This is a genomic window from Nocardia sp. NPDC087230 (assembly GCF_044744725.1).
In the GTDB taxonomy this organism is placed as follows: Bacteria; Actinomycetota; Actinomycetes; order Mycobacteriales; family Mycobacteriaceae; genus Nocardia; species Nocardia canadensis.
Genome location: NZ_JBIUYV010000002.1, coordinates 1,210,671 through 1,236,651 on the forward strand (window position 1 = coordinate 1,210,671; position 25,981 = coordinate 1,236,651).

At 69.3% G+C, this 25,981-nt stretch carries 30 protein-coding genes; 14 read left to right on the top strand and 16 right to left on the bottom strand.

The genetic code is table 11. From position 1 onward, the window contains the following. Positions 1-133: 133 nt before the first annotated feature. The gene (locus ACIO52_RS11810) at positions 134-925 is read left to right on the top strand and encodes a polysaccharide deacetylase family protein (protein WP_218718553.1); all 792 of its coding nucleotides are present in this window, start codon (positions 134-136) and stop codon (positions 923-925) included. Positions 926-1,040: 115 nt separating this feature from the next. On the opposite strand, the gene leuS is transcribed toward ACIO52_RS11810, so the two are convergent. Beyond that, entirely contained in the window at positions 1,041-3,890 is a 2,850-nt protein-coding gene (gene leuS / locus ACIO52_RS11815) for a leucine--tRNA ligase (RefSeq protein ID WP_402643433.1), read from the bottom strand. A gap of 159 nt (positions 3,891-4,049) precedes the next feature. Between leuS and ACIO52_RS11820 the strand changes: the two genes are divergently transcribed. The 4 genes from ACIO52_RS11820 to ACIO52_RS11835 all read left to right on the top strand — a co-directional run bounded on the left by ACIO52_RS11820 (position 4,050) and on the right by ACIO52_RS11835 (position 5,565). After that, positions 4,050-4,457 (top strand): SdpI family protein, encoded by a 408-nt coding sequence (locus tag ACIO52_RS11820; protein ID WP_402643436.1) that lies wholly within the window; start codon positions 4,050-4,052, stop codon positions 4,455-4,457. Between the two features lie 88 nt (positions 4,458-4,545). Next, on the top strand, positions 4,546-4,836 hold the full coding sequence (locus ACIO52_RS11825) for a hypothetical protein (RefSeq protein ID WP_316573019.1): 291 nt from the start codon (positions 4,546-4,548) through the stop codon (positions 4,834-4,836). A gap of 24 nt (positions 4,837-4,860) precedes the next feature. After that, entirely contained in the window at positions 4,861-5,145 is a 285-nt protein-coding gene (locus ACIO52_RS11830) for a hypothetical protein (RefSeq protein WP_342800563.1), read from the top strand. Positions 5,146-5,247: 102 nt separating this feature from the next. After that, positions 5,248-5,565, top strand: coding sequence for a hypothetical protein (locus tag ACIO52_RS11835; RefSeq protein ID WP_342800564.1), 318 nt, complete (start codon positions 5,248-5,250; stop codon positions 5,563-5,565). Between the two features lie 67 nt (positions 5,566-5,632). On the opposite strand, the gene ACIO52_RS11840 is transcribed toward ACIO52_RS11835, so the two are convergent. Genes ACIO52_RS11840 through ACIO52_RS11855 form a run of 4 tightly spaced genes read right to left on the bottom strand, consistent with a single transcriptional unit; the run spans position 5,633 to position 10,003 of the window. Beyond that, entirely contained in the window at positions 5,633-6,598 is a 966-nt protein-coding gene (locus ACIO52_RS11840) for a pyridoxal phosphate-dependent aminotransferase (RefSeq protein WP_394358653.1), read from the bottom strand. Positions 6,599-6,657: 59 nt separating this feature from the next. Continuing rightward, the gene (locus tag ACIO52_RS11845; RefSeq protein WP_402643440.1) at positions 6,658-7,671 is read right to left on the bottom strand and encodes a 3-oxoacyl-ACP synthase III family protein; all 1,014 of its coding nucleotides are present in this window, start codon (positions 7,669-7,671) and stop codon (positions 6,658-6,660) included. Between the two features lie 2 nt (positions 7,672-7,673). Further along, complete coding sequence (locus ACIO52_RS11850) at positions 7,674-8,333, bottom strand: SRPBCC family protein (RefSeq protein WP_218718541.1); 660 nt, start codon at positions 8,331-8,333, stop codon at positions 7,674-7,676. Next, positions 8,330-10,003, bottom strand: coding sequence for a thiamine pyrophosphate-binding protein (locus ACIO52_RS11855; RefSeq protein WP_402643443.1), 1,674 nt, complete (start codon positions 10,001-10,003; stop codon positions 8,330-8,332). Before ACIO52_RS11855 ends, ACIO52_RS11850 begins: the two co-directional genes overlap by 4 nt. Before the next feature lie 177 nt (positions 10,004-10,180). Between ACIO52_RS11855 and ACIO52_RS11860 the strand changes: the two genes are divergently transcribed. The 3 genes from ACIO52_RS11860 to ACIO52_RS11870 all read left to right on the top strand — a co-directional run bounded on the left by ACIO52_RS11860 (position 10,181) and on the right by ACIO52_RS11870 (position 12,598). After that, positions 10,181-10,708 carry an EXLDI protein gene (locus tag ACIO52_RS11860; protein WP_402643446.1) on the top strand — a complete coding sequence of 176 codons (528 nt, stop codon included), beginning with the start codon at positions 10,181-10,183 and terminating at the stop codon, positions 10,706-10,708. Between the two features lie 91 nt (positions 10,709-10,799). Further along, the gene (locus ACIO52_RS11865; protein WP_402643450.1) at positions 10,800-11,834 is read left to right on the top strand and encodes an ATP-binding cassette domain-containing protein; all 1,035 of its coding nucleotides are present in this window, start codon (positions 10,800-10,802) and stop codon (positions 11,832-11,834) included. Continuing rightward, complete coding sequence (locus ACIO52_RS11870) at positions 11,831-12,598, top strand: ABC transporter permease (RefSeq protein WP_402643453.1); 768 nt, start codon at positions 11,831-11,833, stop codon at positions 12,596-12,598. Before ACIO52_RS11865 ends, ACIO52_RS11870 begins: the two co-directional genes overlap by 4 nt. Positions 12,599-12,761: 163 nt before the next feature. On the opposite strand, the gene ACIO52_RS11875 is transcribed toward ACIO52_RS11870, so the two are convergent. From ACIO52_RS11875 to ACIO52_RS11885, 3 genes are all read right to left on the bottom strand, one after another. After that, complete coding sequence (locus ACIO52_RS11875) at positions 12,762-13,460, bottom strand: anti-sigma factor (protein ID WP_218718537.1); 699 nt, start codon at positions 13,458-13,460, stop codon at positions 12,762-12,764. Continuing rightward, the gene (locus ACIO52_RS11880) at positions 13,457-13,966 is read right to left on the bottom strand and encodes a sigma-70 family RNA polymerase sigma factor (RefSeq protein WP_218718536.1); all 510 of its coding nucleotides are present in this window, start codon (positions 13,964-13,966) and stop codon (positions 13,457-13,459) included. Before ACIO52_RS11880 ends, ACIO52_RS11875 begins: the two co-directional genes overlap by 4 nt. A 68-nt stretch (positions 13,967-14,034) precedes the next feature. Further along, on the bottom strand, positions 14,035-14,673 hold the full coding sequence (locus tag ACIO52_RS11885) for a YqgE/AlgH family protein (RefSeq protein ID WP_218718535.1): 639 nt from the start codon (positions 14,671-14,673) through the stop codon (positions 14,035-14,037). 106 nt (positions 14,674-14,779) lie between these two features. On the opposite strand from ACIO52_RS11885, the gene ACIO52_RS11890 reads away from it, so the two are divergent. Next, the gene (locus tag ACIO52_RS11890) at positions 14,780-15,541 is read left to right on the top strand and encodes a 1-acyl-sn-glycerol-3-phosphate acyltransferase (protein ID WP_218718534.1); all 762 of its coding nucleotides are present in this window, start codon (positions 14,780-14,782) and stop codon (positions 15,539-15,541) included. Here ACIO52_RS11890 and ACIO52_RS11895 read toward each other — a convergent pair. Further along, positions 15,535-15,846: a GNAT family N-acetyltransferase gene (locus ACIO52_RS11895; RefSeq protein WP_218718533.1), complete on the bottom strand. Its 312-nt coding sequence runs from the start codon at positions 15,844-15,846 to the stop codon at positions 15,535-15,537. The two genes, ACIO52_RS11890 and ACIO52_RS11895, sit on opposite strands and share 7 nt — an antisense overlap. 157 nt (positions 15,847-16,003) lie before the next feature. Between ACIO52_RS11895 and ACIO52_RS11900 the strand changes: the two genes are divergently transcribed. Then, positions 16,004-17,158 (top strand): glycerate kinase, encoded by a 1,155-nt coding sequence (locus ACIO52_RS11900; protein ID WP_402643459.1) that lies wholly within the window; start codon positions 16,004-16,006, stop codon positions 17,156-17,158. Here ACIO52_RS11900 and ACIO52_RS11905 read toward each other — a convergent pair. Then, positions 17,139-17,510 carry a helix-turn-helix domain-containing protein gene (locus tag ACIO52_RS11905; protein ID WP_342800571.1) on the bottom strand — a complete coding sequence of 124 codons (372 nt, stop codon included), beginning with the start codon at positions 17,508-17,510 and terminating at the stop codon, positions 17,139-17,141. The two genes, ACIO52_RS11900 and ACIO52_RS11905, sit on opposite strands and share 20 nt — an antisense overlap. Positions 17,511-17,604: 94 nt before the next feature. Between ACIO52_RS11905 and ACIO52_RS11910 the strand changes: the two genes are divergently transcribed. Then, the gene (locus tag ACIO52_RS11910; RefSeq protein ID WP_218718530.1) at positions 17,605-18,534 is read left to right on the top strand and encodes an NAD(P)-dependent oxidoreductase; all 930 of its coding nucleotides are present in this window, start codon (positions 17,605-17,607) and stop codon (positions 18,532-18,534) included. A gap of 102 nt (positions 18,535-18,636) precedes the next feature. Here ACIO52_RS11910 and ACIO52_RS11915 read toward each other — a convergent pair whose 3' ends face one another. From ACIO52_RS11915 to ACIO52_RS11925, 3 genes are read right to left on the bottom strand one after another with little or no spacing between them, the layout of a single operon-like run. Then, positions 18,637-18,873, bottom strand: coding sequence for a helix-turn-helix transcriptional regulator (locus ACIO52_RS11915; protein ID WP_189034374.1), 237 nt, complete (start codon positions 18,871-18,873; stop codon positions 18,637-18,639). Beyond that, positions 18,863-19,705 (bottom strand): ABC transporter permease, encoded by an 843-nt coding sequence (locus tag ACIO52_RS11920; RefSeq protein ID WP_402643464.1) that lies wholly within the window; start codon positions 19,703-19,705, stop codon positions 18,863-18,865. The genes ACIO52_RS11915 and ACIO52_RS11920 overlap by 11 nt, the downstream gene beginning before the upstream one ends. Further along, on the bottom strand, positions 19,702-20,631 hold the full coding sequence (locus ACIO52_RS11925; protein WP_218718528.1) for an ABC transporter ATP-binding protein: 930 nt from the start codon (positions 20,629-20,631) through the stop codon (positions 19,702-19,704). Before ACIO52_RS11925 ends, ACIO52_RS11920 begins: the two co-directional genes overlap by 4 nt. Positions 20,632-20,810: 179 nt before the next feature. Between ACIO52_RS11925 and ACIO52_RS11930 the strand changes: the two genes are divergently transcribed. Beyond that, positions 20,811-21,257 carry a nitroreductase/quinone reductase family protein gene (locus ACIO52_RS11930; protein WP_316573228.1) on the top strand — a complete coding sequence of 149 codons (447 nt, stop codon included), beginning with the start codon at positions 20,811-20,813 and terminating at the stop codon, positions 21,255-21,257. Here the strand turns inward: ACIO52_RS11930 and aroQ are convergent. Further along, entirely contained in the window at positions 21,254-21,703 is a 450-nt protein-coding gene (aroQ, locus tag ACIO52_RS11935; protein WP_316573006.1) for a type II 3-dehydroquinate dehydratase, read from the bottom strand. The genes ACIO52_RS11930 and aroQ overlap by 4 nt on opposite strands. A gap of 15 nt (positions 21,704-21,718) precedes the next feature. Further along, positions 21,719-22,297: a hypothetical protein gene (locus tag ACIO52_RS11940; RefSeq protein ID WP_218718526.1), complete on the bottom strand. Its 579-nt coding sequence runs from the start codon at positions 22,295-22,297 to the stop codon at positions 21,719-21,721. Between the two features lie 439 nt (positions 22,298-22,736). Between ACIO52_RS11940 and ACIO52_RS11945 the strand changes: the two genes are divergently transcribed. Together ACIO52_RS11945 and ACIO52_RS11950 are read left to right on the top strand one after the other, a co-directional pair. Then, positions 22,737-24,374 carry an NTF2-like N-terminal transpeptidase domain-containing protein gene (locus ACIO52_RS11945; RefSeq protein ID WP_218718525.1) on the top strand — a complete coding sequence of 546 codons (1,638 nt, stop codon included), beginning with the start codon at positions 22,737-22,739 and terminating at the stop codon, positions 24,372-24,374. Positions 24,375-24,458: 84 nt separating this feature from the next. Then, positions 24,459-24,815 (top strand): DUF3054 domain-containing protein, encoded by a 357-nt coding sequence (locus ACIO52_RS11950; RefSeq protein WP_218718524.1) that lies wholly within the window; start codon positions 24,459-24,461, stop codon positions 24,813-24,815. Between the two features lie 16 nt (positions 24,816-24,831). On the opposite strand, the gene ACIO52_RS11955 is transcribed toward ACIO52_RS11950, so the two are convergent. Then, on the bottom strand, positions 24,832-25,977 hold the full coding sequence (locus tag ACIO52_RS11955) for a YbhN family protein (protein ID WP_308248480.1): 1,146 nt from the start codon (positions 25,975-25,977) through the stop codon (positions 24,832-24,834). Positions 25,978-25,981 lie beyond the last annotated feature (4 nt).

A 25,981-nucleotide genomic window follows, 5' to 3' on the forward strand; every position in this document is an offset into this window, starting at 1 on the left:
CCGAATGTGCCCGCCGGTTCAGCTGCTCGCCGGATTCAGTGGGTACGGTCCCGCTGTTTGTGAGTCGTGCCCGGCCGTCGGAGTCCGGTGCACCTGTTTCGAGTAGGGGTTGTCGTAAGTGGATAGACGTCGAATGCTGGCGTTGCTCGCGGCGGGCGGCGCGGTGGCGCTGACCGGCTGCGCCACCGCCGAGGGCGAGGCTGTGAGCGCGGGCTCGGGTGGCGAGATCCCCGCCCCGCCGACCGTGCCGCCGGCCCCGGCCAAGCCGCAGCTCCCGCCGCCGCCCGGCGGGCCGAAGTCGATCATCCCCGCCGAGACCATCACCGCGCTGCCGGGCCAGGGCTCCAGCATGGCGCTCACGGTCGACGACGGCGCCAGCCCCGAGGTGGTCGGCGCCTACGTGCAGTGGGCCAAGGACACCGGCGCCCGCTTCACCTTCTTCGTCACCGGCTACTACGAGTCCTGGACGATCCACCGCGACGCCCTGCGTCCGCTGGTGGAGTCGGGTCAGATCCAGCTCGGCAACCACACCTGGGACCACGCCGCGCTCACCAAGATCAGCGCGAGCGCGGTCGCCGACCAGCTCGGCCGCACGAAGACCTTCCTGCGCAACAACTTCGGTGTCGACGGCACGCCGTTCTACCGGCCACCGTTCGGCTATCACGACGCCACTGTCGACAAGGTGGCCGCGGACCTCGGCTACACCGTGCCGACCATGTGGTACGGCTCGCTGTCGGACTCGGGTCTGATCACCGAGGAGTACCTGATCGAGTGCGCGCGAAAGTATTTCGCCGCCCAGACGATCGTCATCGGCCACGCGAACTTCCCGCCGGTCACCCACTGCTACGGCCAGCTGGTCGACATCATCAAGGAGCGCAACCTGTCGCTGGTCACCTTGAACGACGTGCTCCAGGTACGGGCCTGAACCTCAGCGCCGCCAGTCGTACGGTATCCCCGCCGGCGTGCCCTGGGACTCGGGTACCCGTTCGTCGGTCGGATCGGTCATCGGTGCTGCTCCTCGCGTCGAACGGGTACCAGGCTCACGGCACGATATTGACCATCTTGCCCGGCACGACGATCACCTTGCGCGGTGCCGCGCCCTCGAGCAGCGCGACGACCTTCTCGTCGGCCAGCGCGGCGGCCTCGATCGTGGCCGGATCGGCGTCGGCGGGCACCTGGATCCGGCTGCGCACCTTGCCCTTCACCTGGATCGGGTACTCCACCGAGTCGGCGACCAGCAGGGCCGGATCGGCGATCGGGAAGGGGCCGTGGGCCAGGGAGGTGGTGTGCCCCAGGCGTTCCCACAGTTCTTCGGCGATGTGCGGGGCGAGCGGGGCCAGCATCAGCACCAGGGGTTCCACGGCGGCGCGCGGGGCGCCGTCGGGGTAGTTCTTGGTGAGGTGGTTGGTCAGCTCGATCAGTTTGGCGCCCGCGGTGTTGTCGCGCAGCGCGGCCAGATCCTCGTCGACACCGGCGATCGTGCGATGCACCAGGCGCAGGGTCGCGTCCGAGGGCGCGGCGTCGGTGGCCTTCACCGCGCCGGTCTCCTCGTCGATCGCCAGGCGCCACACCCGCTGCAGGAAGCGGTGCGCGCCGACGACGTCCTTGGTGGCCCAGGGACGCGAGGTGTCCAGCGGACCCATCGACATCTCGTAGAAGCGGAAGGTGTCGGCGCCGTACAGATCGCACATCTCGTCGGGCGAGATGGCGTTCTTCAGCGACTTGCCGATCTTGCCGTACTCCTGGTTGACCTCGATCTCGACGCCGTCGGCGCCGGTCCAGAAGAACTTGGCGTCGCGCTCGACGACCTCGGCGGCGGGCACGTACGCGCCCCGCTCGTCGGTGTAGGCGTAGCCCTGCACGTAGCCCTGGTTGTAGAGGCGGCGGTAGGGCTCGCTGCCGGAGACGTCACCCAGGTCGAAGAGCACCTTCTGCCAGAACCGCGCGTACAGCAGGTGCAGCACCGCGTGCTCCACGCCGCCGACGTACAGGTCGACGCCGCCCGGATCGTCCGCGCCGTGCTCGGCCGTGCGTGGGCCCAGCCAGTACTTCTCGTTCTCCTCGGCGCAGAACGTCTCGGCATTGGTCGGGTCGGCGTAGCGCAGCTGGTACCAGGAGGACCCGGCCCAGTTGGGCATCACGTTGGTGTCGCGGCGGTACTGCTTGGGTCCGTCGCCCAGGTCCAGTTCCACGTTCACCCAGTCGGTGGCCTTGGCCAGCGGCGGGGACGGCTCGGAGTTCGCGTCGTCGGGGTCGAAGGTGACCGGCGCGAAGTCCGCCATCTCCGGGAGTTCCACGGGCAGCATGGATTCCGGCAGCGCGTGCGCGACTCCGTCGGCGTCGTAGACGATCGGGAAGGGCTCGCCCCAGTAGCGCTGGCGGGCGAACAGCCAGTCGCGCAGCTTGTACTGGACCGTGCCGGTGCCGTGACCCTCGGCCTCCAGGTGACCGATCATGGTCGCCTTGGCCTCGTCGACCTCCAGGCCGTTGAGGAAGTCGGAGTTGATCAGCTTGCCCTCGCCGGCGTGTGCGCCGTCGGTGATGTCACCACCGTCGATCACCTCGAGAATCGGCAGTTGCAGCGCGGTGGCGAAGTCCCAGTCGCGGTGGTCGTGGCCGGGCACGGCCATGATCGCGCCGGTGCCGTAGCCGCTCAGCACGTAGTCGGCGATGAAGATCGGCACCTGCTTGCCGTTGGCCGGGTTGGTCGCGTAGGAGCCCAGGAAGACGCCGGTCTTCTCCTTGTTCTCCTGGCGCTCCAGATCGGTCTTGGCGGCGATCGACGTGCGGTACGCCGCAACGGCTTCCGCCGGGGTGGCCGCGCCGCCGTTGGTCCACGCGGCGGCGGTGCTGTCCGGCCAGGCGGCGGCGGTCAGCTTGTCGACCAGCTCGTGCTCGGGCGCCAGCACGACGTAGGTGGCGCCGAACAAAGTGTCGGGGCGGGTGGTGAAGACCTCGATCTGCTCGCCGTCGGGCGCGTCGAAGCGCACCTGCGCGCCGCGCGAGCGACCGATCCAGTTGCGCTGCATGGACTTCACGTTGTCCGGCCAGTCCAGCGTGTCCAGGTCGTCGACCAGGCGATCGGCGTAGGCGGTGATCCGCATCATCCACTGCCACATGCGCTTACGGAACACCGGGAAGTTGCCGCGCTCGCTGCGGCCGTCGGCGGTGACCTCTTCGTTGGACAGCACCGTGCCCAGGCCGGGGCACCAGTTGACGATCGAATCCGACTGGTACACCAGGCGATACGAGTCCAGCAGCGCGCCGCGCTCGGCGGCGGTCAGCGCGTTCCAGTCGCCGCCGTCGGGGACCGGGCGCGCGCCGGTGGCGAACTGCTCTGCCAGCTCGGCGATCGGGCGGGCCTTCCCGGCCTCCTGGTCGTACCACGCGTTGTAGATGCGCAGGAAGATCCACTGCGTCCACCGGTAGTACTCCGGGTCGGTGGTGGCGAAGGAGCGCCGCGGGTCGTGACCGAGGCCCAGCCGGTCCAGCTGCCGCTGCATCGTGGCGATGTTGGACTCGGTGGTCACCCGGGGGTGCGCGCCGGTCTGCACCGCGTACTGCTCGGCGGGCAGGCCGAAGGCGTCGTAGCCCAGCGCGTGCAGCACGTTGCGCCCGTGCATGCGGTGGTAGCGGCCGAACACATCGGTGGCGATGTAGCCCAGCGGGTGGCCAACGTGCAGGCCGGCGCCCGACGGGAACGGGAACATGTCCTGGATGAACAGCTTGTCCGCGGGCGTCTCGCCGGCCAGCGGACCGACCGGGTTGGGCGCGTGGAAGGTGCCGCGCTCGGCCCAGTTCTGCTGCCAGCGCCGCTCGATCCGCCCCGCCAGCTCGGCGTTGTACCGGTGCTGAGGTACGTCACTCTCGGTTGCACGAGTGTCCTGCACGGTCCTGCCTTCTTGTTCTCGCCGATCCCCGGTAAACATCGTCTAACAGGGTAGAACGTCGGTGCCAGGTGATTTCCGACGGGCACTGCGGTGTGTGGGCGGTCACCTCGGCGGGGAGCGCTCGATCGGGCCCCGACGGCGGTGCGCTAGCCTGCAAGAATGGTCGTCGTCGCTCTCCTGCTGTTCGCGCTGGCCGCGGTCGCCATCGTGACCGGCGTGCTCGGACTGATCGGCAAACTGCCCCGCAATCGCTTCCTCGGTGTCACCACCGAGGCCGCCCTGCACAGCGACGACAACTTCCGCCTCGCCAACCGCATCGCCGCCCCGACCTCCGTCGGCGCGGGCGCCCTGCTGTTCGCCGGCGGCCTGGTCGCCCTGGTCGCGGGCGGTCTTCCCGCCCTGGGCGTGGCCGTCGCGGTCGCCGTGATCGCCATCTTCACCCTGGGCGCAGGCGCCAACGCCGCCGCCCGCGCCGTCGAACCCCTCCTCCCGCCCGCCCCCGTCGGTGGCTGCGGCTCCTCCTGCGGCGGCTGCTCCCTCCGCGACACCTGCGCCCCCGCCAACTGACCCCATCCGCGTCGCCGGGTCGTTGTCGTGGCCCCGGTCCCGCCGTTCCGGTACAACGGAGGCAGGACTCGATTTCGGGGGGAAATCCATGCGGCTCATTTTTTCGGCTCTGCTGTTGGCCTTGATCGGACTCGTCACCACCATCGTCTCGGCGTCCATCGGAATCGCGTTGATGGCGCTGGCGGTGGTGCTGCTCGTCGTCGCCTGGGTGCGGGCCTCGCGGGGGGCGTCCACGGCGGGGCGGTGGGGCGCCGGGTCCGGTGCGGCGGGCGCGGGTGGTTTCGGGTGGGTGGCCGGTGGTGGCGACTCGCACCATGGTGACGGTGGAGGTAGCGGCGGCGGTTGTGGTGGTGGCGGCGGCTGCGGTGGCGGTAGCTGATCGCGCGGGGTCGGAGGGTCGGCCATGATGCTCGGCGCGGTGGCGCTGCTCGTTCTCCTCGGCGTCGTCGCGTTCGGTTTCTCGCCGGTCGTCGGCGTCGCGTTGCTCGCGTGCGCCGCGTCGCTGGTGGTGATCGTCGGAGTGCGGAACCGACCGCGCAGGGTCGTCCGGCGTGGCCAACCCGCGCGCTGGGTGTGGGGCGCGAGTGCGGATGGTCTGGCCAGTGCCTCACGCACGCTGCGCAAGATGCGCGACGAGGACAGTAGTCACGACGGTGGTTCGGCGGGTGGCTGCGGCGGCGGAAGCTGATCGTCGGCCTGTCGACCAGGGGTGCAGGTCGGTCGAAAGGGGATTACAAGGGCTCGGTCCTACTTTCGGCATCGACACACCAGGCCGTAAAGGGGAGGTTCCATGAGCGAATTGATCGTGATGATCTTCGCGAGCGTCATCGTCATCCTCGGACTCGCCGTGTTCGTGATGGTGCCGGTGCTGATCATCGTGGCCATCGTCCGCGCGGCGAGTGAATCTCCCGAGCAGCGGCGCATCAGGCAGGTGCAGAACAGGTCTCGACGGCGGGGGAGTGACAGCGGCTGGTCCAGTGGCAGCGCCTGGACGGACTACGGCTCGAGCGGCAGCGACTCGGGGTCGAGCAGTTGGAGCAGTTGCAGCAGCGGAAGTTCCAGCAGTTGTGGTGGCGGGAGCTCGAGCAGCTGCGGTGGGGGTAGCTGAGTGCGAAGGCGGATGACCTGGTGGCGAAGGGAGGCCACCAGGTCATCCGGTCATCGACCGACCGCGCTCAGCGCAGGTCGATCAGGGCCGCGTGCACGGCGCGGCCGGCGAGGGGGTCGCCGACCGCGATCCGGGCACTGCCGTCCGGATAGGACTTGGCTTTGATGCCCGCCCGGCGGAGCGCGGTGGCGACGCCGGGGCCGGGCAGATACAGGAAGTTGGCGTGGCTGCGGTGCACGTCGATGCCGCAGGCGCGCAGGGCTGTTCGAAGCGCGTCGCGTTCCCGGTTGATCCGCTGGATGCGGTCGTGGAGTTCGTCGTCGGCGGCATAGGCGGCGCGGACCGCGGCCACGGCGGCGGTGCCGATGCCGAAGGGCAGCTGTTGACGACTGATGCGCTCGATCAGATCACCGCGGCCGACGCAGTAGCCGATGCGCAGGCCCGCCAAGCCGTACGCCTTCGAAAAGGTGCGCAGCACCAGCAGATTCGGGTGGCGGTGCAGCAGCGCGTGCACGTCGAGGCGGTCGGCCGGGTCGAGGAATTCGACGTAGGCCTCGTCGAGCAGCACCGGAACCCGGCGGGGGAGCGCGGACAGGAACGAGCGCACCGCGCCGGCGTCGAGCACCGTTCCGGTCGGATTGTGCGGCCTGCACAGCACGACCAGCGCGGTGCGCCGGTTGACCGCGCGGCGCAGCGCGGTCAGATCCTGCTCGCCCGCCGGGTCGAGCGGCACCGGCACCAATGTCATGCCGGTCATGTCCGCCAGCATCGGGTAGCCGTCGAAAGTCGGTGTGCTGGTGACGAGTTCGCCGCCGGACAGGGCCCGAAGCACCTGCTGCGCGACGCCGGTGGCGCCGGAGCCGACCACCACCTGTTCCGGCCGGACGCCGAGGCGTTCGGCGATGACCCGCGGCAACCGCTCGGGCAGGAACTCCGGATACCGATTCGCCTGGGCGAGTGTGTCGTTGACCGCCGTGACGACCGACGGCAGCGGCGGGAAGGGGTTCTCGCTGAGCGAGAGGTCGAACAGCATCGGCGTGGCCGAGGTGCGGAACCGACGGGAGGGGATCGTCGGTTCCGCGAGGCGCGTGGTCATCGCGCCGCGCCCCAGCGCACGGCGGCCGCACCGGCGAAATCACCGGCGTGCGCGAACGCCGACAGCAGCACCACCGAGCCGTTGCGCAATCGGCCCGCCCGGTTCTCCACATCCAGGGTCACCGGAATGCCTGCGGCGAACAGGTTTCCGCACTGGTCGAAGGTGTCGGGATGGCGTTCGGCGGGCAGTTCCAGCGCGTCGTGCCAGTTGCGCAGGAACAGCCGATTCGGCTGATTGGTGACGAAGGCGTCGATGTCACGACCCTTCACCCCGATGTGATCGCACACCGCCAGCGCCACCTCGGGGACGAGCCGGTTGCCGCGCGCGAACACCTTGGTGATCTTCGATTCGGTGAAGCTCACGCAGCCCTGACCCTCGCCCGGTTCCCAGTACTTGCGCGGGCCGTTGGTGGAGAAGTCCATGTCACCGGCGAATTCGGGATAGGTGCGGCATTCGATGTCGAGGATCGGCGCCGAATCGTCCTTGCGGAGCAAGCCGATGCCGCAGCCGTCGCCGGGCACCGGCGCCTGCGCGAGCTTGCGGATGTCGGGCTGGGTGAACACCGGGCCCGCGCAGTTCTGGGCGGCGACGATCAGCGCGGTCTTGGCGTCGCTGGTGGCCATGATCATCCGGGCCAGCGCCATCATGTGCACGAAGGCTGCGCAGCCGCCGTTGTGCACGTCCAGGACATGTGAGGGCTTGGCGCCGAGGCGCCGGGCCAGCTCGGGGCCGGCGCCGAGCACGGGATTGTCGGGCAGCTGGGTGTGGGTGAGGATGATGTCGATCTCGGCGGCCAGGCCATCGCCGTGCCGTTCCCGCAGCGGCGCGAAGGCCTTCTCGGCCATGTCGACAGCGGTTTCGTCGCGGTCGACATGGTGGCGTCCGGTCGGGGACCGGAACATCACGTTCTTGGCCATCCGCTCCGAGCGGGAGAACTGGGTGAAGTATTCGGTCGGGACCGGCTCGCCGGGCAGGTAACTCGCGACGTCGACCAGACTCACTTGCGGCATGTTCACTGCATCCACTCCGGCTTGATCGGCAGCCCGTGAGCCGCGCGGTATTCACAGATGGCCTTGAGGTTGTCGAGCTCCAATTGGTGGCCGGCGGAGAACATCTCCCAGAAATCGCCGACCCACACCGGCCGCTTGGGCGGCGCGGTCTCCGGATAACCGTTCTCGTCGTAGAAGGGGTGTTTGCAGTTGACCCACAGCACCACCGACCCCGGCTTGTCGAACACCACCTGCGCGTCGACGACCCGCATCAGGTAGATCATCCACAGGTGTGCGGACTGGTCCCAGGCGCAGTGGTAGTCCACGGTCATGGCGTCGGCGTTGGCGACGGTCCTGGTGAAACACTTGGTCGCGTCGCCGAGCCGGTCGTAGGACAACCACAGGCCCGGTTCGTCGGTCTCGGTGAATCCGCGCAGGCTGTAGGTCCATTCCTCCAGCGAGCGGGTGTCGGCGAGGTATTCGAAGACCTCGCGCGGCGGTGCGGCGATGTAGGTCTGCACGGGGCAGAAGTCGCCGTAGATCTGGTCGTGCGGATACACCGACCGCAGCATGTCCATGATGATCGGGGTCGTCGCCTCCCGATCCGAATTCTCGATCCGCAGGACGCCGGGGATCACCTCGTCGGGGATATCGCTGAGTGCTGGCAGGGCGCTGGTTGTCACGGGGTACTCCTCGAAGCGTCGATAGTCGACAGGAAGGGCAGGAAGGGCGGTATTTCGTCGGGGTCGCAGAGGATTTCGAGGAACGAGGGTCCGGTGGCGGTGAAGCTGTCGCGCAGGGCGGCGGCGAGCTCACCGGGTTCGTCGACGGTGCGGGCGGGGAGCCCGGGGAACATGGCGGCGATGCCGGCTCCCAGGTGTGCGGGGTGAAAACGGTTGAAGCTGTAGCGGTCCCGGTAGTAGAGCTGTTCACGGGTGACGCACATGGCGTGCGCGTTGTTGTTGAACACCACGAAGGTGATCGGCAGGGCGTGTTCCACGGCGGTGTGCAGTTCCATGCCGTGCATGTAGAAGGAACCGTCGCCGGCGATCACGACCGTGCGATGCGGACCGTCGGCGGCGTCGTGGCGGGCGAAGGCGGAACCGATGCCCGCGCCGAACGCGTAGCCCATGCCGCCCATTCCGAGGGCGACGACGAATCGTCCGCCCTCGGGCACCCTCAGGTAATGCACCACGCTGGCGCCGGTGTTACCGGCGTCGGCGAAAATATCCGCCCCAGTGGGCAATTCACGCTGAACGGCCTCGACGACGGTGCGGTAGCGCAGGCCGGGGCCCGCGGCCTCGGGCACCGTCATCGGAGTCGGGTCGGCCGGGGGATCGGTGTGGGTGGGGGTGCCGTCGATCCGGGTCAGCAGTTCGCCGAGGGTGGCGGCGAGGTCGGTGGCGGTGGTGTGCAGTGCGGCCGGATAGGGCGGTAGCGCGCCGATGCTGAGCAGCGTGAGGTCGGCGAGTGCCGCGTCCAGGCCCGCGCTCGCGGTGACGGGCAGCCGCGTGCCGATCAGCAGGCACGCGCTCGCCGCGGCCAGCGCCTCGGCGAGTTCGGCGTGCCCCATGCTGCCCGCGACGCCGCAGTAGCCGGGACCGGCGTTCGGGTAGACGTCCTTGGCGTCGGGTGCCAGGCCGATCGAGGCGTCGAGCGCGGTGACCAGCTCGGTCAGTTCGGCGCGGGCGTCGTCGCGGGCGACCTGATCGCCCGCGATGATCACGACCTTCCCGGTGCGCCGGGCGGCGGCGAGTTCGGCGACGACGGCGTCGAGCACCGGCAGCTCGGCCGCGCCGGTCCGGGCCGGGCGCGTCGCCGCTGCCGGCATCGCTTGCTGCTGCACGTCTTTGGGGATGAGGAGCACGGCGGGACCGCCACCCTCGGCCGCCGCGACCGCCGCCGCGAGCTGGGCGGGCAGCTCGGCCGGATCGGTGACGCGCGCGCAGTATCGGCTCACCGCCGAGAACAGTGCCGTGGCGTCCAGCGATCCGGCCAGTCCGCTCGAATCCTGAAACGCCCCATGGCCTTCCAGGGTGGTAGGCGGTTGTCCGACCAGCGCCAGGACGGGGACCCGGGACGCGAAGGACTCGGCGAGCCCGGCGACCAGGTTCATCGCCCCGCCGCCGGAGGTCGCGGCCACCACGCCGAGTCCACCGGTGCTGCGCGCGTACCCGTCGGCCATGGTGGCCGCCGAGAACTCGTGTTTGGCGACGATGCCCGCCGGGCGCCCGCCCGCGTCGAAGATCGCGTCGTAGAGGTCTTCGATATTGGCGCCGTCGACGCCGAACAGATGTGTGACCCCCAGTCCGGATACCGCGTCAACGAGGTAGTCGACCACTCGGTTCGGCATCGGCCCTCCTCTTTTCTCGCGTGCTGCGTCCCCTGCCCGCGTACCCGGTCGGACCAGCGGGAACCGACGGACGGAACGTCGCGTACACGAGGGATACGGGGTGGCGACGACTCCGGTTCAGAGGGTGGGTGAGAACCACCCCTTGTGTGTACGTATACATCTACGTATAGTGAGTGCATGCCCAACAAGACGATCTACGTAGCCGACGATGATCTGCCCCTGTTCCAGCGGGCGCAGGAACTCGTCGGTGGCAACATCTCCGGCGCGGTGGTCGCCGCGCTGCGCCGGTTCATCGACCTGGAGGAAGGTCGCCAGGCCGGCTTCGACGAGGTCGTCTTGCAGGTGGGTCGCGACGGCGTGCGGCAGGTGCGCTTCCAGGGCACCCTGCTGGGCGAATGGCGCGATGTCGGCGACGAGCGGGTGCTGCACCAGCAGGTCTACCGCAGTCGCAAGGGCAAGCTCGTGCTGCACACGCACACGGCGCTGTGGAAGGACTACCCGACCGGCGAGGCCGCCGGCGACCTGAAGGACTGGAAATACTGGCGCCGGATGTTCGGCATCGGCGACCGGCCCTGGGACTGGGGCGACTACGAGTACGAGATCCTCGACGACGTGGCCGCCCTGAAGGGTCGCGTCCCCGACAAGCTCTATCGCAAGGTCGAGGACATCCACGCCCACCCGCAGATCGAGGAACTCGACATCTAGTTCCCGGTCTGCCGGTCACAACCACACACCCACACCAGCAACCGCAGCCCCCTGGGGGCTGTGTCGATAACTCATGCACATATTCGCAGTAATGAATGAAATTCTCTGGAAAGGGACGACCATGGTCAACTCGGCCATCACGGCACGGGGCCTGCGCAAGGCCTACGGCGAGCACACGGTCCTCGACGGCATCGACCTCACCGTCGCCGAGGGCACGATCTTCTCCCTGCTCGGCCCCAACGGCGCGGGCAAGACCACCACGGTGCAGATCCTCACCACGCTCATCGGCGCCGACGCCGGCGAGATCGCCGTCGGCGGCTACGACGTGGTGACCGAACATGACGGCGTGCGCGAGCTGATCGGCGTGACGGGACAGTTCGCGGCCGTCGACGAACTGCTCACCGGCCGCGAGAACCTGCACATGATGGGCGATCTCAACCATCTGCCCCGCCGCGACACCCGCGGCCTGGCCACCGAACTGCTGGAGCGCTTCGACCTGGTCGAGGCGGCCGACAAACCGGCGAGCACCTACTCCGGCGGCATGACCCGCAGGCTCGATCTGGCCATGACGCTGGTCGGCAACCCGCGGGTGATCTTCCTCGACGAGCCGACCACCGGCCTCGACCCGCGCAGCCGCCGGGCCATCTGGGACATCATCCGCGGCCTGGTCGACGACCTCGGCGTCACCGTCTTCCTCACCACCCAGTACCTCGAGGAGGCCGATCAGCTGGCCGACCGCATCGCGGTGCTCGACCAGGGCCGCATCGTCGCCGAGGGCACCGCGGCCGAACTGAAGCGGCTGATCCCCGGCGGGCACATCCGCATCGACTTCGCCGATCAGCGCGCGCTGGCCGCCGCGCAGTACGCGCTCGGCCCGTCCGCGCGGGTGCTCGACGCCGGCGACGGCCTCACCCTGGCGGTCCCCAGCGACGGCGGCGTGCGCTCCCTGCGCGCCGTGCTCGATCTGCTGGATGCCGAGAACATCGAAGCGGGCGGCATTTCCGTGCACACCCCCAACCTCGACGACGTCTTCCTCACCCTGACGGGAAGAAGCGCTCAGCGGCCGGCGACGGCCGCGGAGCATGACAACGACCGCGCCACCACCGAGCAGGAGTCCCTGGCATGAGCACCACCACCGTCGCGAACAAGCACGCCGTCGCCGACACCATGACCATGTTGCGGCGCAACATCATCCACGCCAAGCGCTATCCGAGCATGGTCTTCGGCATCCTGATCATGCCCACCGTGCTGCTGCTGGTGTTCAACTACGTCTTCGGTGGGGCGCTGGAGAAGTCCTCCGGCGGCGAGTACATCGACTACCTGGCGCCGGGCATGCTGTTGTTGCTGCCCGCGTACATGACCGTGTCGGTGGCCGTCTCGATCGCCACCGACAAGAGCAAAGGCATCGTGAATCGCTTTCGGGTGATGGCGATCTCGCAGTCGTCGATGCTCACCGGGCACGTGCTCGGCGCGCTCATCCAGGCGCTGGGCGGCATGGCCGTGATGACCGGGGTCGCGCTGCTGATCGGCTTCCGGCCGAACGCGAACCTGCTCGAATGGGTGGCCGCCTTCGGCCTGCTCACCCTGGTGACCTTCGCCTTCACCTGGCTCGCCATCGCCCTCGGTCTGCTCTCGCCGAACCCCGAAAGCGCCAGCAACGCACCGTTTCCCATCGTGATGATGCCGTTCCTCGGCAGCGGCCTCGTCGCCACCGACACCATGCCGGTCGGCCTGCGGCAGTTCGCCGAGTACCAGCCCTTCACCCCCATCACCGAGACCCTGCGCGGGCTGCTGATGGGCACCGAGATCGGCGTCAACGGCTGGGTCTCGCTGGGCTGGTGCGCGGTGATCGCCGTCGGCGGCTACCTCTGGTCGAAGTCGATCTTCTGATCCGCCTCCCCGCGATTTCGGCCGGACTCGGGCGGTTCGGCCGACCGGCCCGCGGCAGGCGGTCGGGCGAGTAGCGAGGTCGCCCGTCCCCGGTGAGTCACCCACATTCTCACCAGATCGATGGAGCGGTCCCGGATTCTGTTCCGGGACCGCTCTGGTCGGCTCAGATCTGGGCTTCCAGGATCGTGCGGCCCGCGCTGACCGAGGTGATCTCGACCTTGCTGATCGACTCCGGGGGCGCGTCGATCGTGCGGTCGACGGTGAGCTCGGTGCCGGGGCCCGCGGGCCACTGGTCGAGTTCGAAGCGCTGGTCGCCCGCGGTGACGATCAGGCCGTAGGTCCAGCTGTAGCCGGAGCCGTAGCTGCTCGGCGCGTAGCGGCAGGTCATCACCAGGCGGGTGCGGTCGCCGTCGCGCACCAGTTTCACCTCGGCGCTGACCGGTGTCTGCTCCACCGCCCGCATCTGCTGGGCCGCGACGACCTGTTCGGTCGGCGCGTCGGAGCGGGCGACAGTGACCGTCACCGGGATGGCGATCGCCACGGCGGCCGCGGCGGCCGCGACCGCGCTGCCGACCCCGATCCAGCGACTTCGCCGGCGCTTCTTCTCGGCCGCGGCGGCCAGCGAGGGCAGCAGATCGGGGGCGTGGGCGATCGCGGGTTCGGTGGCCTCGATCATCGACAGGGCGGTGTCGCGATCGACCAGCGCGAGCATTCCGGGCATCCCGGCCAGGTCGGCGACCGCTTCGGTGCAGTGCGGGCAGTCGTGCAGGTGCGTCTCGTACTCGCGGCGCTCGTCGGCGCCCAGGGAACCGAGAACGTAGGCGGCGTCCCAGGTGCTGTACTCGTCGAAGAGATCGGTCATCGGTTCGTCACCCCCATCTCCTGTAGCGCCAATCGCATCGCCCGCATGCCGTAGTGCAGCCGCGACTTCACCGTGCCCGGCGGAATGCCCAGCTCGTCGGCGATCTGCTGCATGCCGAGGCCGCGGTAGTAGGCCCGCACGATCACCTCGCGATGATCCTGGCTCAGCGTGCTGAGCGCGTCGGCGACGAGCCAGCCGTCCAGCGCCCGATCGGACTGATCGGGGCTGACCTGTTCCGGGGGTGTGTCGGTGCCGAACTCCCGGCGGTGTCGCGCGCTGCGGTGTTCGTCGACGGCAAGATTACGGGCCACGGTGAACAGCCACGCGCGCGGTGAGGTCTCGGTCTGCTCGAGCACCGCGGGCCGTTGCCAGGCCCGCAGCAAGGTCTCCTGCACGATGTCCTCGGCCCGGCCGGGATCGCGCACCAGGCCCAGGGTGAAGCGCCACAGCGCGGGAGCGTGCTCGGCGTAGAGCGCGCGCATCAGTTCGTCGCGACCGTCGTCCATCGGCGGTCCGGGTCACTGCTCGTCGATATTCATGGTGTCACTCCTGATCTGTCGAAGGAGTAACGGGATCAGTTGCGTTCGAGTTCAATCGGGTGCGTGGCGAGCAGGGCCAGCGGCAGCGGCTGGCGGCGCAGCACGCTCGCCCACAGGTCGTGCCGGTCGGTGGCGAGCGGATCCGACGGCAGCGCCGAGACCACGATCCAGTCGTCGTTGTCGAGTTCGCCGTCGAGCTGGCCCATCGACCAGCCCGCGTACCCGGCGAAGATCCGGATGCCCTCGACCAGCGGGCCGATCTCGGCCGGATCGGCGTCCAGGTCGACCAGCACCACCCGGCCGTCGACCCGGCGCAGGCCGCGCACCTCGGAGATGTCGGCGCCGGTGCGCAGGGTGCCCAGGCACAGGGCGGCGTCGCGTTTGACCGGACCACCGATGTAGAGGTCGGTCGGCTGGGCGGCCAGGTCGGCCCAGGCGGGCAGGACGTCGCGCACCGGGGTCTCGCTCGGCCGGTTCAGCACCACGCCGAGGCTGCCGGCGTCGTTGTGCTCGATGACGTACACCACGGTCCGCCGGAAGGTCGGTTCCACCAGGTCGATCGCCGACACCAGCAGATTGCCCGCGCGGACGCCCACCGCGGGGTGCCCGCGCCGCCGGTCATCGCCGTGCCCGTCGCGAGTCCGGCGCTCGTCCGGGTCGTCTCCGCGTGCCACCGAGCCATCATCGCATTGGACCGGTGTCGCGCGCTCCCCGCGGACCGCCGCGGACCGGAAATTTTCTCGTCCGACCGCCCGCGGGCCCGCCCGGTAGGGTCTCGGCATGCACTCGCCCGAGGTCCTTCTCGAAAACAGTGACGCCGTGTACGACTACTACCAGCGACATCAGCAGAATCGCTGGAAGGCGCTGGCGTCCTATGCCGTTCTGGCCCGGCGCTTCCGCCCGCGGGTGGCCTTCGCCGACGGCGCGAAGCAGCAGCTGAAGGCCCTGGTCCGCAGCGGGCGCCCGGTGATCTTCGCGATCAATCACCTCTCCACCAGCGATCCGTACACCGTCGCCGCGACGGCGTGGCGCTCACCGCTGCGCGGCAAGATCGGCCGGGTGCGGGTGCTGGCCAAGGACGAACTGTTCGTCGATCCCGAGCAGCGCCGCAAGGTCGACATGATGGGCGGCATCCCGGTGTTCCGCGGCAAGGACCACGGCATCAGGGCCGTCAACGCCGCAGGTCAGCGCATGATGGATGTCTGCGCGCAGCGTCTGGCCGCCGGTGATCACCTGGCGATCTTCCCCGAGGGCACCTGCAACGACGTCGACCCGGTGACGGTGCAGTCCGTCGGCAGCGGGATCGGTCATATCGCGTTCCGCGCGGCCAAGCTGGACGCGCCGCCCGCGCTGGTCGCCCTGGCGATGAGTTACGGTCCGCGACCCGACCCGAAGGTCGAGCCGACCGCCGCGGAGGTCGTCGCCGCCCGGTTCTACTTCCGGTCGCCGGTGCTGGAGCTGCCGCAGCGGCCCGCCGATATCGCCCGCCTCGTCAAGGACGAACTGCAACTGGCCGTCGACGCGGCGGTCGCGAGCTACTGAGGCAACCCGAACAGCTCCCGCGCCCGCTGCGGCACCAGCGAGATGTAGGCCGGATGGGTCTTGACGAAGTGCAGGACCACCGGACACAGCGGCAGCACGCTGAACCCCTCGGCGCGGCCGGCGTCCAGCGCGGCCTGGGTGAGCACGTTGGCCAGTCCCTGGCCCTCGAATCGGGGATAGATCTCGGTGTGCACGAGGGCGCGTTCGGCCCCGGTGTCCTGGTACTCGATATAGCCGGCGGGGACTCCGTCGGCGGTGAGTTCGAACCGCTCGAGCGCGGCGTTGTTGCGGACCTCGGTCGCCATGCGTCGAAACTACCCCGGTCCGCGACATTCGACGGTGGGGTCCGCGTATGGCGGGTTTCGGTCCGAGCCCGGACAATGTCGGGATGATCGGTCAGCGTGGGGACACGCCTGCTCGCGTCACCACGGAGGGCACCCGAGCATCGCAGGAGGAGACAGCATGACCGCACGTGTGGTGCTCGCGCCCGACAAGTTCAAGGGCTCGCTCACCGCGCCCGAGGTCGCCATCGCGCTGGCGGCCGGGATCCGCCGGGCCGCGCCGTCCGTCGACGTGCGCTGCGTGCCGGTCGCCGACGGCGGCGACGGCATGGTGGACGCGTTCGCCGCCGCGGGCTGGCAGCGGATCATGGTCCCGGCCCCCGGCCCGACCGGGGAACCGTCGACCGCGGTCTACGCCGTGCACGGCGACACCGCGGTGGTCGAGCTGGCCGCGGCGGTCGGGCTGGTCAAGCTCCCCGGCGGTCGATTGGAGCCGATCCGGGCGAACACCTTCGGCCTCGGAGTGGTGGTCGCGCATGCGCTCGATCACGGCGCGCGCGAGATCGTCCTCGGACTCGGCGGCAGCGCGTCCACCGACGGCGGCGCGGGCTTCCTGCAGGCGCTCGGCCTGCGCCTGCTCGACCGCGACGGCAGCGAATTGCGAAGCGAGGTCACCGGATTCGACGTGGTCGCGCTGTTGAGCCGGGTGGTGTCGGTCGACCGGGCCGCGCTGCATCCGGCGATCGCGCAGGCGCGGTTCACGCTGGCCTGTGATGTGGACAATCCGCTACTCGGCCCCGCGGGTGCGGTGGCGGTGTACGCGCCGCAGAAGGGCGCCGACGCCGCGCGGATGGTGGATCTCGAAGCGGCACTCACCAATTGGGCAGCGGTGCTGGGGACCGGTTACGCCGAGATCGGCGGCGCGGGCGCGGCGGGTGGTACCGGATTCGGCGCGCTCGCGGTGCTCGGCGCGCAGGTCCGCAGCGGTATCGATGTGCTGCTCGAGCTGCTGGAATTCCCCGCGCTGGTGGCCGGGGCGAACCTGGTCGTCACCGGCGAGGGGTCGCTGGATCACCAGAGCATGCACGGCAAGGCGCCGGTCGGGGTGGCCGCCGCGGCCAAGGCGGCCGGGGTGCCGGTGGTCGCGGCGGTGGGCCGAACGATGTTGTCGCCCGGGGAGATCCGGGCGGCGGGCTTCGCCGGGTGTTACGCGCTCGCCGATCTCGAACCGAATCCGTCGCGCTCGATCGCGAACGCGGCGGCGCTGCTCGAACGCGTCGGCGAACGGATCGCGCTCGACCGCCTGTCGCGATGGGCTACAGCGCGACAGCGGTAGGGACGGGCGCGCTCGGGCGGGTGTTCACGGCGAGCTCGGCGCGGTGGGTGTCGCCCCAGGTCTCCAGTGGCTCCAGCGCCAGCCGCAGGGTCTCGCCGAGCGGGGTCAGCGAGTATTCGACGCGCGGCGGGATCTCGGGATAGACCTCGCGGTGCACCACGCCCGCGCCTTCCAGCTGGCGCAGGTTCTCGGTGAGCACCTTCTCGCTCACCCCGTCGAGTAGCCGCCGGATCTGCCCGAACCGCTGCGGGCCCGCGCCGAGCACCCACATCAGGTGCAGCTTCCACTTCCCGCCGACGACGTCGATCGCCAGGCTCATGCCGCACACGTCGTGATCTGTGTCACTGTTCATCGTTAGTGCACCCCTTCCGACCGTATTTCGGACCTCAGGGTAAGCAACCACACCCCGACGTTCGGTCTTCCCGACGATACCCGCGCCGACCACCATGGATTCCGGCGCCGAACCATCGAACAATCGAGAATCGAAGGGGCATCAGATGTCCGAACAGTCCACCCGCTCCGTCTCCGTGCTCGGCCTCGGCCCGATGGGGCAGGCCATGGTCCGCGCCTTCCTGGCGGCAGGCGTCGAGGTCACCGTCTGGAACCGCAGCCCCGACAAGGTCGACGCGATGGTCGCGCTCGGTGCCAAGCGCGCCGACACCGTCGCCGAGGCGCTGGCCGCCAACGAGGTGTCGGTCCTGAGCCTGACTCATTACGCCGCCATGTACGACGTGCTCGGTCAGGCGCCGGAAGCCCTGGCGGGCAAGGTGATCGCCAACCTGTCGTCGGACTCGCCGGACAAGGCGAGGGCCGGGGCGGCCTGGGTGCGCGAGCGTGGCGCGCAGTTCCTCTCCGGCGGGGTGATGTCGGCGGGCGACAACATCGAGCACCCCGCGTCCTACATCTTCTACAGCGGTCCGAAGGAGGTGTTCGACGCGCACGCCGAGCTGCTGCGTCCGCTCAGCCCGCAGGAGTACCTCGGCGCCGACGACGGCCTCGCCCAGGTCTTCTACCAGGCGTTGCTGGTCATCTTCCATCCCTGGCTGCTGGCCTTCGACCAGGCGACCGCGGTGATCGCGAAGTCCGGCCACGACATCGCCCAGTTCGTGCCGTTCGCGGTCCGTTCCAGCGAGGCCTTCCCGTACTTCATGGAGCAGTTCTCGGTGGCCAACCAGAACGGCGGGTGGGCCGACCTGGCCTCGCTGAAGATGATGGTGGCCGGCGCGCAGCACATCATCGACGCCAGCGAGGAGGTCGGCGTCGACGCGGGCTTCTCGCACCTGGCGCAGTCGTACTGGCGCAAGGCGGTCGAGGCCAGCGAGGCGGCGGGCAAGCCGGTGTCGACCTTCGAGCTGATCCGTGGCGCGGCCCGCTGAGATCGCCCGGCCGATCGGCTTCCGAGTGCCCTGCGGCACAGTCGAAGTCGACACGCCGAAACCGTCCGGCACCGCTCTGGGTGCCGGACGGTCGGCGGTGTTTCACGCGGTCTCGGCACCGAGCCGGGGGAACGGCTCGGTGGAGAACACCACCTCCACCGCCACCTCGAAGTAGGCCGCGATCCGCAGGGCTAGATGCAGGCTGGGGCTGTATTCGCCCCGTTCGAGATAGCCGACGGTCTGATAGTGCACGCCGAGCGCTTCGGCCAGGTCCCGCCGCGAGATGCCGCGCTCGGCGCGCAGCATCGCGATGCGGTTGTAGATGACCTCAGAAGGCACGCTGCATCGCCTTGTCCCTGCGCGCGGCCATCGCGGAGCCGGATTCGAGTGCCGCCATGCGCCGCAGGACGATCGGTGCGATCAGCAGTCCGGCGACGGTCCAGATCCCCAGAACCGCCACGGTCTCCAGGTGCCGCCAGGACTGCTCGAGTTCGACGGCGACCGCGTCGGCGGGCAGCAGCGCCGAGCGCATGCCGAGGCCGAGCCAGTACATCGGGAACACCTGACCGACCGCTTGCAACCAGCCCGGCAGCGCGGTGATCGGGTAGAAGATGCCGGAGATGGCGACCAGGCCCATCAGCGGGATCGTCAGCAGGAACGACGAGCGGCTGTCGAGCAGGCTGCCCAGGATCGTGCCCCAGGGCAGCACGGCCAGCAGACCGAGCGCCACTACCCCGACGAATATCGCGATCGCGCTCGCGTCGGTCAGCGAGGAACCGCCGATGATCACCATGCCCACACCGAGCACGATAACGACCTGCGCGAGCACCGCGCCCGCGCCCGCCACGATCCTGCCGGTGAAGTAGCCGGTCAGTCCCCTGGGCACGGCCTTGGCGCGCAGCAACGTGCCGTCCTCCCGGTCCAGGACCAGCACATTGAGGACCGCGTACAGGCCGTTGAACGCGATGATGGAGCCGAGCAGGCCGGGGACGGCCAGCTCGGCGATCGACAGTCCGCTCTCGCCGTACATCCGGTTCCGCAGCAGGAACAGCACCGCGAGCGAGATGCCCGGGGTGAGGAACTGCCCGATCAGATCGGGAGCGTTGGTGTAGAGCTGGCGCAATTCGATCCCGCCGCGGGCGACTCCGGCGCGGATGGCGGTGACGTTCATCGGGTGACCTCCGCGAGAGAGTGAACGGGTGCGCCCGTGTCGCCGGATTCGGCGCGCCGGACCAGGGTCATGTAGGTGTCCTCCAGCGAGGCGCGGCGGACCTCGAGTTCGCCGATGTCGTCACCGTGCTGTTTGAACAGCTCGTGCACGTACTTGGTCGACTCGGTGGTGGTGTGCACGAATCGCTGTCCGTCCACGGTCCAGCTCACCTGGGCCTCGCCCGCGACCGAGCGGGACAGCTCGTCGGGCGAGCCGTCGGCGATGATCCGCCCACCGGCCAGGATCAGCAGCCGGTCGGCGAGTTTCTCCGCCTCGTCCAGATCGTGCGTGGTGAGCAGCACCGTCGTGTCCTCCAGATCGGCCAGCCGGTGCACCAGATCGTGGAAGTCGCGCCGCGCGGCCGGATCGAAGCCCGCGGTGGGTTCGTCCATGAACAGCAGGTCGGGCTTGCCGACGATGCCGATCGCCACGTCCAGCCTGCGGCGCTGGCCGCCGGAGAGGGTGGCGATCTTGGCGTTCGCGTGGTCGGTCAGGCCGACCAGTTCGATGAGCTGATCGGTGTCCCACGGCCGCGGGGTGCGCGGGGTGGCATAGGGAACGTAGTACGAGCCGAGATGCTGAAGCAGTTCGCGCACACGCCATTTCGCGTGGTCGCGCCAGGATTGCAGCACCACGCCGATGCGTGCGCGCCACTGTTCGTCACCGTGTTCGGGATCGGTCCCCAGCACGTCGACCCGGCCGGCCGACCTCCTGCGAAACCCCTCGAGGATCTCGATCGTGGTGGTCTTGCCCGCGCCGTTGGGCCCGAGCATGACGAGCACCTCTCCGCGCGTGGCCTGGAATGTCACATCGTGCAGGACGTCGGTCTCGTCGTAGCGCATCCGTAGTTGCTGTACGTCGAGCACAACGCTGTTACTCGAAGCCATGAGTCCTCCCAATCATCGACCTTCGATGAGATGTAGCATACGTACTACATTTCATCGCGGCAATACTTCAGGAGAAACGGACATTCCGAAAAGTGAGAGCACTGCTCTTGACATGTCGCCGCCGAGCGCGCATGCTTGTCTCAACAGAGAGCAGTGCTCACAGTTCAGGAGTGATCAAGATGGACAACGCCACCCGCTACCTCGGCCCCACCGGCTTCGACCCGATCATGAACAAGATCGCCAACCTGCTGCCCAAGCTGGGCATCAGCATCATGGGCTCGCGGCTGCTGGCCGTGCGCGGTCGCAAGAGCGGCGAATGGCGCACCACCATGGTCAACGTGATGACCGCCGCCGACGGTGAGCGCTACCTGGTCGCCCCGCGCGGGCACACCCAGTGGGTGCGCAACCTGCGCGTCGCGGGCGACGGTGAACTGCGGCTGGGCCGCAAGGTCGAGCAGTTCACGGCCACCGAGATCGCCGACACCGACAAGGTCCCGCTGCTGCGCCTCTACCTGGAGAAGTGGGGCTGGGAGGTCGGCAAGTTCTTCGAGGGCGTCGACAAGAACGCCTCGGACGAGCAGCTCGCCGCCATCGCCCCCGGTTTCCCGGTCTTCCGGCTCGCCTAGGACTTGCTCAGGAATTCGATCGCGGCGGCGTAGCCCTGGACGCCGAGGCCCGCGATGACCGCGGTCGCGATCGGGGATACGAACGAGTGGTGCCGGAACTCCTCGCGCGCGTGCACATTGCTGATGTGCACCTCCACGATCGGCACCTCGGGAATCACCAGGGCATCGCGCAGCGCGACCGAGGTGTGAGTCAGGCCGCCGGGATTGATCACGATGGCCGAGACCTCGCCGCGCGCCTGCTGGATCCGATCGATCAGCGCGCCTTCGTGATTGGACTGGAAGGCCACGACCTCGCGGCCGAACCGGGCGGCCGTGCGCTCGCACAGGGCGACGACGTCGGCGAGGGTGTCGGCGCCGTAGATCTCGGGCTGGCGGGTGCCGAGCATGTTCAGATTCGGCCCGTTGAGCACGAGGATCGGGCCGGTGGCCTGCACGGTGTCTGCCATGCAGGCCACCTTAATTCACAGGCCGGTCGGGCCTTCGGAGCGCAGGTCGTCGACCTTGCGCATGGCCTCGCGGAGTTCGGCCAGCCAGGACTCGGCGTGCTTGCCCGCCAGTTTCACCGTCCAGGCCAGCGCGTCGGCGCGGGAGCGGGCCACGCCCGCGTCGATCAGGGTGTCGAGGACCTGGCGTTCGGGCTGGCGCAGCCGGGTCATCACCGGAACCGCGAGGTGGGTGAACAGGATTCGCTCACCGTCGACCCGCACGCCCCAGGCGACGCTGCGGCCGTAGCGCCGCTGCGCCTCGTCGGCGATCCGCATCCTGGCCGGCCGGGTGGACTCGCGGAAGCGGGCCAGCGCTCCCTCCTTCGTCGCCGCCGAGACCGGCGCGTCGGCGTCGGCCGACTTGGGCTGCGGCACCGGGAGTTCGCCGACGACCACGATCTCGTCGCGGTCGATCTCGATCTCCGGCGGGCCGGTGAACCAGTCGGCGGGCAATCGTCCGGCGAACCAATCGGGGGCATCGGCCGGATCGGGGAGGTCTGCTTGCTGCCAGCCGCCCGGCCGGCCGAATCCGCGTTCGCGATGGGCGTTCCGCATGGAAATCACCTGCTATCTCTGTTGCGCACGTTGCGTTGATTACAAGATTACGCCGATATATGCGCAGCGGTTTATGCTCTGCGTGAACGATGGTGTTCCCGGCCGATGTGGGTCGGTGACGTGGGGTTGAGTGTCGGTGGGCCTGGGTACCCTCACGTTGAATCGCCGGACAATGCGAGATCCGCACAACTCGGCGGGCCGCCCGGTACGGTAGGCGCGCCAGATGTTGCCACTGGCTGGGCGAGGTTCGAGATCAGGCCCTCATCGGGGCGAGATTTCGGGCACAATCTAGGTGCTGAGGTCGGCTAGCGTCCCGTGTTACCGGGGCATCGGAGACGGGTCAACTTCCGGTACGGTGGATTTGTTACCGGAGTGGCAAGAGTGAAGAGTGGGCGATATGGATGTGTGGGGATCCCGCCGCTTTCGCGCACGGGGCGCAATGGCGATCGTGGGGGTTGCGACCCTCGCCATCGCGCTGTGCTCGTGCGGGGTGGGTGGGAAGCCGAGTGAGTCGGAATCGGTTGTCCAGCGGTTCACCGATCTGCTGGACGCGCAGGATTACACCAAAGCCGCCGACCTGACCTCGTACCCCGCCGCCGCTTCGGCAACCATGAAGCAAATGTTCGAAGGCTTGGCGACCGGCAAGGTCGACTACGAGCCGAGCCAGGTGATCGATCTCGACCCGCAGTCGGCGATCTTCAGCATGGACGTCGCCTGGAACTTCGGCGAGCACAAGGACTGGACCTACACACTCCAGGGCACCGTCCGCAAGCTCGCGATCGGCTGGCGGATCTCCTGGGACCCCGCCGTCGTGATGCCGCAGCTGGCCAACAATCGCACCGTCAAGCTCGTGCGCACCACCGCCAAGCCGCCGCCGCGGGTCGTCGACCTGCCCGGTGAGCCGCTGATGACCGAGCAGACGATCAATGTCATCAAGATCGATCCGAGCCGCACCGGCGACCTGGTCGGGTCGACCAACGCGCTCGCCGACGCGATCGAGCCGGTCGCTCCGTTGATCACCGGGCCCTCGCTGATGCAGCAGCTGGCCGCCTCGCAGGGCAAGCCGGTCGTCGCGGTCAACCTGCGCGAGGGCGACTTCGCGATCCTGGAACCGCGGATGGCGCGGGTACCGGGGGTGGTGATGGAGAAGCAGCCCAAGCTGATCTCCGCCGATCGCCGCACCTGGTCGCCGATGCTGGACGCGTTGCGCGAGGTGTGGAAGGACAGCCAGGAGGCCACCGCCGGCTGGGGCGTGCAGATCTTCGAGGCCGACGGCCGGTTCGTCAGCCAGGTCGCCGGCTATCAGGGCCCGGCCGGGCCCGATATCTCCGCGACCATGGACCAGCGGTTGCAGCGCGCGGCCGAGGACGCGGTGGTCAGCGTGGGTACGCCGGCCTCGGTGGTCGCGATCCAGCCGTCCACCGGCGCGGTGGTCGCCGTCGCGCAGAACAGCTACGCCACCGAGAAGGGCCCGATCGCGTTCACCGGGCTGTTCCCGGCCGGTGGCACCATGGAACTGTTCCGCACCGTCGCCGCGGCGACGAAGAACAAAGCGCCGCAGGATGTTTCGGTGCAGGAGGCGGCCGAGGCGGCGACCGCGCTCGGCGTCGGCGTCGACTTCAAGGTGCACGGGCTCGACGAGGTGACCGGGCGGATCAGCGCTCCCGGCCGCAGCACCGAACAGGTGCGCCAGGGCGCGGGCTCGGACGCGGTGCTGGCCAGCCCCTTCGGTATGGCGATCGCCGCCGCCGCGATCGCGCGCGGCTCGGTGGTGCCGCCGATGATCGAGAACGGCAAGCCCAGCACCACCGACACCCCCGTGCCCGCACTCGCCCAGCCCGCCGTCGACCGGCTGCGCGGCCTGCTGCAGGAGGGCATCGGCAAGCCGGAAACCGCTGCGCTGCGCGGCTTCCGGGATGTCACCGCCTTCGCGGCGACCGGCGGCGCCGACGGCTGGCTGCTGGCCACCATGGGCGACCTGGTCTTCGCGGTGCACATCGCCGACGTCGACAGTGGCGACGCGACCTCGCGACTCGCCGCCGTCCTGCTGAAATCGCTGGCCTCGCCGGAGCCGTGAACACGGCTGCACGTGCAGAGTGTGCACTGATCAGTGGGGCTCGGCGCGGTCCGAATGAAGATCACGAACCGTTAGGCTGCTTGCGTGAGGAGATTCGCGCCGTTCGCCGCTGATGCCCTGTTGGTGATCGTTTTCTGCGCGATCGGCAGGCGCAGTCACGACGAAGCGGTGCTGGCCGGTCTCGTGAAAACGGTGTGGCCCTTCGGCATCGGATTACTGCTCGGCTGGGCGCTGGCCGTGCTCGCCGCGCGCAACGCCCGCTTCGACGCCACCGCGCTGTGGCCCAGCGGCATCCTGATCTGGCTTGGCACGCTGGTCGGCGGGATGGTGCTGCGGGCGGTGAGCGGTCAGGGGGTGGCGGCGAGCTTCGTCGTCGTCGCGAGTTGTGTGCTCGCCCTGTTCCTGCTCGGCTGGCGGGCCGCGCTGAGCGCGCTGCGGTGAGCGGCCGAGGTCCCGGCTAGCTCGGCTGGGCCGGTCCGCCTGCGGTGTCCTCGGGCTTGCCGCGCCGGAGTTTGGCCTGTAGTCCCGGCGTGGTGGAGAAGTACTCCTGCTCGTATTCCTCGTCGTCGGCCTGCGGAGTACGGAACAGGAACGCGAAGACGATCCAGCCGACGATGGCGACCAGGATGAAGCTGACGAACCGGTAGACGAACGCGGCGGCGACCGCCTGGGAGGCGGCCAGGCCCGCGGCGGCGGTGAGGCTGTAGATCAGGGTCGCGTCGACGTAGACGATGCCGCCGGGCGCGAACGGGATGGAACCGACGGCCTTGCCCGCGGTGAAGGCGATGAGCAGGCCGGACAGCTTGGGATCGGCGCCGATGGCATAACAGGCCGCGCCGAGACAGGCCACGTCGGCGCAGCGGTGCACCAGCGCCCACAGGCCGACCAGCGCCGCGTCCTTTTTGCCCAGGTCCACCGATTCCAGCTGGCGCCGGATCTCGCCCAGCTTGGCGATGCCGTGACCGGCGGGCTTCTTGCGCAGCCGGTTCACCAGCGCCAGCACCCGGCGCAGCATCGCCTCGAGCGTGCCCGGATGCCGGGCGAGGTAGTTGCCCGCGACCAGCAGCGCGGCCAGGATCACCACCGACCCGATCAGTTTGGGACCGATCTGGTTGCCGACCAGCGCCGCACCGGCGACGCCGAGCAGCGCCAGCCCGGCCGCGGCGACCACGCCGGAGAACACCAGCTGCCAGGACGCCACGATCGGGCTCGCGCCCCAGCGCCGGGTCTGGCGGTAGGTGAACGCGGTGGAGAAGACCTGGCCCGCGGGCAGGGTCACCGACATCGCGGTGGCGCCGTAGACGACCGACACCGACTTGCCCTGGCTGACATCCACCCCGCCCGCGTGCAACAGCTGCTTCTGCACCCGGCCGAATCCGCTCATCGACATCGCCTGCAACACGATGCACAGCACCAGCCAGCCCCAGTGGATCTCGGTCAGAGTGAGCCACGAGTCGTGCAGCCGCGGCCACAGGTAGGCGCCTTCGCCGATGAGCAGCGCGAGCAGCACCACGCCGAGCACCCACTTCACCCACCGGAACCGGCGGCGGCGCTCGGTCGGTGGCGAGGCGGGTTCGCCTGCTAGGTCGCCGTCGGCCGTCACGGTC